Origin of the sequence: Flavobacterium araucananum, from assembly GCF_002222055.1 — a bacterium.
Lineage (GTDB): Bacteria > Bacteroidota > Bacteroidia > Flavobacteriales > Flavobacteriaceae > Flavobacterium > Flavobacterium araucananum.
In genome coordinates this window covers 1-7,430 of the sequence record NZ_MUGS01000092.1, presented here as the reverse complement: position 1 = coordinate 7,430, position 7,430 = coordinate 1, and the positions used below count along the sequence as shown (strand labels likewise).

3 protein-coding genes are annotated in these 7,430 nt (G+C 35.4%); all 3 read left to right on the top strand.

Translation table 11 applies throughout. The features are described 5' to 3' along the window. A partial coding sequence (locus tag B0A64_RS24110; RefSeq protein WP_133083325.1) for a T9SS type A sorting domain-containing protein occupies positions 1 to 680 on the top strand: 680 nt, incomplete at its 5' end. Between the two features lie 61 nt (positions 681 to 741). After that, positions 742 to 4,899, top strand: coding sequence for a DUF5977 domain-containing protein (locus tag B0A64_RS24105; protein ID WP_089482003.1), 4,158 nt, complete (start codon positions 742 to 744; stop codon positions 4,897 to 4,899). 19 nt (positions 4,900 to 4,918) lie between these two features. After that, on the top strand, positions 4,919 to 7,430 hold a 2,512-nt coding region (locus B0A64_RS24100; RefSeq protein ID WP_244285484.1), incomplete at its 3' end, for a DUF6443 domain-containing protein.

Genomic DNA, 7,430 nt, shown 5'->3' with positions numbered 1-7,430 from the left:
ATTGGGTTTTAAAACTAGATGAAAAAGGAGATGTTATATGGAGTAAAACCTACGATTTTGGAAAAACAGATGTCCTGACTTCATTGGTCGAGAATAAAGACCAGTCTTATTTAATAGGCGGATATACCCAAAGCGAAAGCAAACCAGCAGCTGGAGGTATTGCAGGAAAAGCAACAGGATTAACAAATAAAGATCGTGGAGATAAGAATGGCTACAATGCTTTGAAAATTGATGAAAATGGCGAAGAAATGTGGAGAAAAACAGTAGCAAGCAATGGAGAAGACGTACTACAAAAACTTTTTGAAACCAGAGACGGCGGTTATTTGATGGCAGGAACGTCTAAATCCGGCACTTCAAAAAATAAAAACTCCAGTATTGGCGGTAATGATTTTTGGGTCGTAAAAATAAAAGACAAACTAAAACCGGAGAAAGTCAAAGCCAAAGGGATAGAAGCGATCCCCAACCCGGTAGTCACTTTTACCAATATTATTATAGGGTATGAGTACGAAAGAGGGACTGCTACTGTCGTAGATATGGCGGGTCGAACACTACAACAATTTAGTATTACCGGTAGAACCGTTCTGGTTGATTTAAGCCAATACCCTGAAGGGATTTATGTAATCCATATAAAGACCAATATACAGCGTGATGGTGTAAAAGTGATAAAAAGAGGGAAATAATCTAAATTTTCGGACTTCTTCTATAAAAGAAAATACAGTATGAATATTAATAATTTTTATTATGAGATTAAGACTTTACTTTACAATTATTACAACATTCTTCCTAATACAAATTACAGAGGCACAGGATGACCTTCAGCCAAAATTTACGCCTTCCTATCCATCAACAGCAGATTTAGGACGTTTTGGCAATATGCCAGTAGGATTATTTACAGGATCACCCGCGGTGAACTTAGAAATCTATACTCTAAAAGATGGCGAGACAAGTATTCCAATAACGATTGGCTATAATTCAAATGGAGTTCAAGTCGACGGAATTCCCAAGCAATTAGGCATTGATTGGAATTTGATTGCTACTGGAGTAATTACCAGAACTGTTATGGATGAACCTGATGAAAATCAGCCACCGGCTAATTTACCATTAATTCATTGCGAAGCAAATGATAGTGCCGGAAGGGCAATTGCCGGATATAATAAAACGGATACGGAGAAAGATATTTTTAGTTTAAATGCCTTTGGGTTATCAGTTAAATTTTTATTAGCTGACGATCGGGAGAACGTTATTCAAATTGAACAAAGCAAAATTAAAATAGTGTATGACAAAAGTGTTTTCTATGTTACTGATGTGGATGGTACAGTGTATACTTTTGGAGGAACCAATGCCACGGAACAATCTGTGAATAGAAATGATGGAGGATCATCACATGCCACTCCTACAGAATTTACGACTGCTTGGTATCTCACAAAGATTCAAAAACCAACGGGTCAATCTCCTGTTATTTTTTCGTATACCAAAGAATGGATGAGGTATTATACATCATATTTTGAAGAAGCAGTTGCGATTGAAAGAAATATAAACAATTCAGATAATTTAACCTCAATTTCAACTCCCAGAATTCAAAGCTATAAAAACAAACAATATCATCATACTGCAATCTTAAGTCAGATAGAACTTAATGGTAAAAGAATTGTTTTTGAATATGAATACAAAAATCCTTCAGGAGAATTTGCAAGTTATAATTCCAAGCAATTAATTTCAATGAAGATTTATAACAATCCGGATTTAGCCAACTCATTAATTAGAACTTATGATTTTGATTATTATTTAATAACACCTTCAAATGAATATAATAATTCGTATACCGATTTAAATCAAAAATTAATATTTCTTAAAGAAATTAAGGAAAAAGGAAAAACCATTTCTGATGAAATTGTAAAATATTCATTCGAGTATTATGATCCGGAAAAACTTCCTGCAAGACATTCTTTTTCAAAAGATATTTATGGATATTTTAATGGTTCAAGAAGTGCAAATAATATATTTAACAATTTAACTACTGGTACTACTATTAGTTGTGAGAACGTGGATAGTCCTTTGTATAATTCTTTTAGGGTAACAGGAAGCAGAAGAAATCCTAATCCTTTATTTACACATTATGGAATGTTGCGCTCTATTTTTTATGCAACAAAAGGGAAAACTGTAATAGAATATGAACCTAATATTGTTTTATCTAAAGTTTTTGTACCTGGAATTCACTCTACTATGGATTTATCTGCTCAAGGTATTAAAGCTAAAACATCTGCTCCTTTTTATATTGAAAAACAGCAGGTTATAAAAGTTTCAGGAAGTGTAGGAGCATCAGATGATGACACATCGGTTGTAAATTGCGAAAGATACATGGAAATACCCCATCATCTGGCAGGTCAGTCATTTACTTTTGATATAATAGACGCAACAACAAATATTGTTAAATATCATATGGGTTCTAAAAACCGCGTCATTGAAAATCAAATTTGTATTGAACCAGGTTGGTATAAAACGACTATAAAAACGGGCAAATGCTCTGAGGCAAGTGCAAGATTTTCTTGCTACTTATCAGGAAGTGAACCACATTGGGAAACAAAAGATGTTCCTGTGGCGGGTGTTCGAGTTAAGAGAACTTTAGATCATGATTCTAATCAAAATATAGTTATTAAAAGATATTATTATGGAGATCTGGAGAATTTAAATAAATCCTCAGCTTCTTTTTTGACCAAAGATCCATACACTGAAAAAAACATCGATGTTTATACGAATGATATAGAATTATATGATGGATTTGAAGGGCATTTTACAAAATCTTTTTATAGAACTTTTAAAATGATGTCGAGTTCTAAAACGCCATTATATTCTTTTGACGGAATTGCTATTGGATATGAAACTGTCATAGAAAGTTTAGGGGGAGATAATTTTGAAAATGGAGGTATTGAGAATAATTTTATTGTAAATCAAGATTTAGAACCCATGATGCTTTGTGGAGATAATGTAAGAAATGTTAATTTTTCCAATTCAACATTAAATGGGAAGCAACGAAGAAGAGCATCATTTAAAATGGTAGCTAATAAAGTTAAAAACGTATTTATTGAGGGATTTGTATATGATGAAAAATTAAAAACTGAAATTTCCAACTTTTCCGGATCTGTTTTAATGACAGGAGCGACGTTTGAGTTATACAATACAAATAAATATTCGATTACTAGTCAGTTTAATTTTTTGTCACAAAAAAACGTATCAAAATTTGATGTAGATGGTTTAAATCCTGTAAAAACCTCAATTAATTACAATTATAGTATAAATAGTTTACAATTAGCTTCTCAAAGTACTAAAAACTCAAAAGGAGAAACTCTGGAAACCAAATACTTTTATCCGCAAGATCCAGAAATGGCAAGCGAGCCCTTTGTAAAAGAGTTAATAGCAGGAAATAGAATTGGAACACCTCTAAACACTAAAACTTTTAGAGGACAAACCAAATTAACGGAGCAAAAAACAATTTATGATAAAAGCCCTGCCAGAATCGGCTTCTTATTGCCTAAATATATCCTTCAAAACAAGGGAGCAGCAGCTTTAAATAATGCAATAGACAAAAAAATAGCTTTTGATCTTTATGATGACAAAGGCAATCTCCTGCAATATACGCAAGAAGGAGCTACGCCCGTTTCTATGATTTGGGGGTATAATAAAACATTGCCCGTTGCCAAAATCGAAAACATTGCTTATGCCAGTATTCCGGTAAATTTGATCAATGAGTTACAAACAGCCTCTTCAGACAAAGGAACAGAGGCCAGTATGCTTACGGCAGTAAACAAGGTTTTTTATACCGCCTCAGGATTAGGCAATACCGCTATTACAACTTATATGTATAAACCGTTGGTAGGAGTAAGCCGTATAACAGATCCAAGCGGAATGAGTACTTATTACGATTATGATAATTTTAATCGATTAAAATATATAAAAGACCAGGATCTCAATGTTTTGCAAACCAATTACTACCACTACAAAGGACAAGTTATAGATTATGTGCTGCCAATAGAGTCTATCTATAGAAATGTCGCAATAAGTAAAATTTATACCAAAAATAATTGTCCGGCTGGAAATATAGGAACAGCAATGACCTATACTGTTCCCGCAGAAAAGTATACCTCCAACATATCACAGTCAGATGCTAATGATAAAGCCCAAAAAGATATGGATGTCAATGGACAAGATTGGGTTAATAATAGAACAGGCTGTAGTTTTATGAATACCAAAAAAAGCAGTGTATTTAGTAAGAACAATTGTAGTGCAGGTACATCAGCAGTTGTAACATATACTGTGGCAGCAGGAACTTTTAGCTCTGGTATCTCGCAGGCGGATGCAGATGCGAAGGCACAAACAAATATAGACCAGAACGGACAAGCGTATGCCAATGCGAATGGGATTTGTACGTTTAAAAATAAGGTGGCAAGCAAGCTTTTTACAAAGAATGATTGCGAAGTAACCGGCATACCCGCTACAATGTATTATACAATTGCCGCCGGGACATACAGTTCGACAATTTCACAAACTGATGCGGATCTCAAAGCCCAAGTTGATTTAAACAATAATGGACAAACTTATGTAAATGCCAATAGCTATTGTACCTACCAAAACGAGGAACTACAAGGCAATTTTAGTGTGTTTTCTGAGTATCGCGGTTTTATAAAAATAGCATATTTCGTTCCCTCAGGAAAATATACCTCCATTATTTCTCAGGTTGATGCCGATAATATAGCCCAACAAGCTTTATCTCAATGTCAATACGAGTATAGTTGTAGAATGGTAGAATGCGAAGAAGTGCCGTGGGAGTATGGTTTAGCAATTAATAGCTATGATTGTGATAGTATTTCGTTTACAATTATGCCTTCACTCGAAGAAAACTAACCCCATAAAAATTAACAGTATGAAAAACTACATATTAATCCTGATACTGCTATTGTTATCGGTTGGCAAAACAACTGCCCAGGTATTTAGCGATGATAATTTGATTTATACTGCCAGCCCGAAAAAAGCAGTAAAAGAAGAATATCTAAAAACATTGACCAAAGACGAAATAAGCCAGAGTGTAACCTACTTTGATGGCTTAGGACGTCCCGTACAAACCATTGCCATAGGGCAAGGGGGCAATGCAGAAGATATTATAACCCCAATAGAGTATGATGGATTTGGCAGGCAGGAAAAAGAATATTTGCCTTTTTCGCTGCCTAATTCCAACAACCAATACCCAAAGATAGAACACAGAGCAGCGGTAAATGGTGTAAATGCACATTATGCAACTGAGTCATACGGGAATACCACTAATCCCTATTCGCAAAAAAAACTCGAATCCTCGCCCTTAAACAGAGTTCTAAAACAAGCCGCTCCCGGCAATGATTGGGCAATGAATGGAGGTCACGAAATAAAGATGGAGTATCAGACCAATGCAGCTAATGAAGTAAGAGAATTTGAAGTAATTACTTCATGGAATGCAGCATCCGGTTTATATGATATTTCGTTTTGGGACAACAGATATTATGATAAAAATGAATTGTACAAAACCATAGTTTATGATGAGAATTCTTCGCCTAACCCATCCGAAGGAGAAGGAAGCACCATAGAATTTAAAAATAAGGAAGGGCAAGTTGTCTTAAAAAGAACATACGAATCCGGTATCAAACACGATACTTATTATGTACATGACGAGTATGGGAACTTAACCTACGTAATCCCACCCAAAGCCGATGGTATTATTACCGAAGAAATCCTGAACAGCTTATGTTACCAGTACAAGCACGATAATCGCAACCGTATGGTCGAGAAAAAAATTCCCGGAAAGCAGTGGGAGTTTGTTGTATACGACAGATTAGACAGACCAGTAGCTACAGGACCTGCATTTTCGCCCTTTACAGATGATAAAACAACAGGCTGGCTAATTACAAAATATGATGCATTAGGAAGACAAATATATACTGGCTGGAGCAATACCACCTGCAATGCAACAACAAGAGGCAGTCTGCAACAGTCGCAAAATAGCATAACAATATTTTACGAAAAAAAAGGGTCGAATACTATCGATGGTATTAGTACCCAATACACGAATACGATTGCCCCAACCAGTTTTAAACTCCTTACAGTAACTTATTATGACGATTATAATTTTCCCAATGGAGAAAGGTACAGTCATGCAGGCGTAGAAACTCTGAGTACAAATATGCGTATGGTTACAGGTACCTGGACACGAGTACCCACCACAACATTGGCAACATTAGGAGAAACCACGACTATATTTTATGACCTTAAGAGAAGACCGGTACAAAACATTATTAAGAACCATTTGGGAGGTTATACAGATGTGGTAACAGGGTATGATTTTATGGGAAAAACACTTTATAAAAAAAGCGAACATTTAAGCTCGCCTAATGGAGTACCGGTTTACACAAGCGATGTTTATAGCTATACCCCACAAGATCGCTTACTAACCCATACACACCGAATAAATGGAGTGAGTATAGTAGAAAACCTTAGCAGTAATGGGTATGATTCTTTAGGGCAGCTTGTAAGCAAAAGTATAGGAAATACAGTAGAGATTCCGCTCCAGAAAATAGATTACAAATACAATATACGAGGCTGGCTTACCGGAATAAACAATCCCGAGAACCTGCAACAGGACAGTGATCCAAGAGATTTATTTGCCTTTAAAATAAATTACAATAAAGTCGAAGCAAGCACGACCGCAGCCAAAGCACTTTATAACGGTAATATTGCCGAAACTTTTTGGGCAACAGGCAATGATGGTACGGGAGTAATTCGTGGGTATGGTTACCAATATGACCAACTCAACCGATTAAAAAAGGCGACCTATCAAACCCCTAAACTCGCCGACAACAAGAATTATTTTGGAGAAAGCCTGCAGTATGATAAAAACGGAAACATAAAAAAACTGCAACGCAAGTTTATGGCAGGAACATTAAGCAATCCTTATGTCGATGATATGGACGATTTAGATTACTCGTATGCCAGTAACTCCAACCAGCTCCTGAAAGTAACCGATGCCACCAATAATCCCCAAGGATTTAAAAGCAGTAACAAAACGGGAGATGATTACGAGTATGATTTAAATGGAAACCTGATAAAAGATAACAATAAAGACATTACAGAAATAAGCTACAACCATCTTAATTTGCCTAAAAAAATTATATTTGTTTCAGGCGATATGATTCAGTATATTTATAACGGAATAGGGCAAAAAGCAGAGAAAATTGTAACAGAAAAAGGAGTAGTTACCAATACAAAATATTTAAACGGTTTTCAGTACAAAAACAATGTTTTGCAGTTTTTTCCAACTGCCGAGGGTTATGTTCGAAACACAAGCACCAATCCGGCAACAAATGTTTTTCAGTACGTATTTAATTATACAGATCATTTAGGAAACGTTC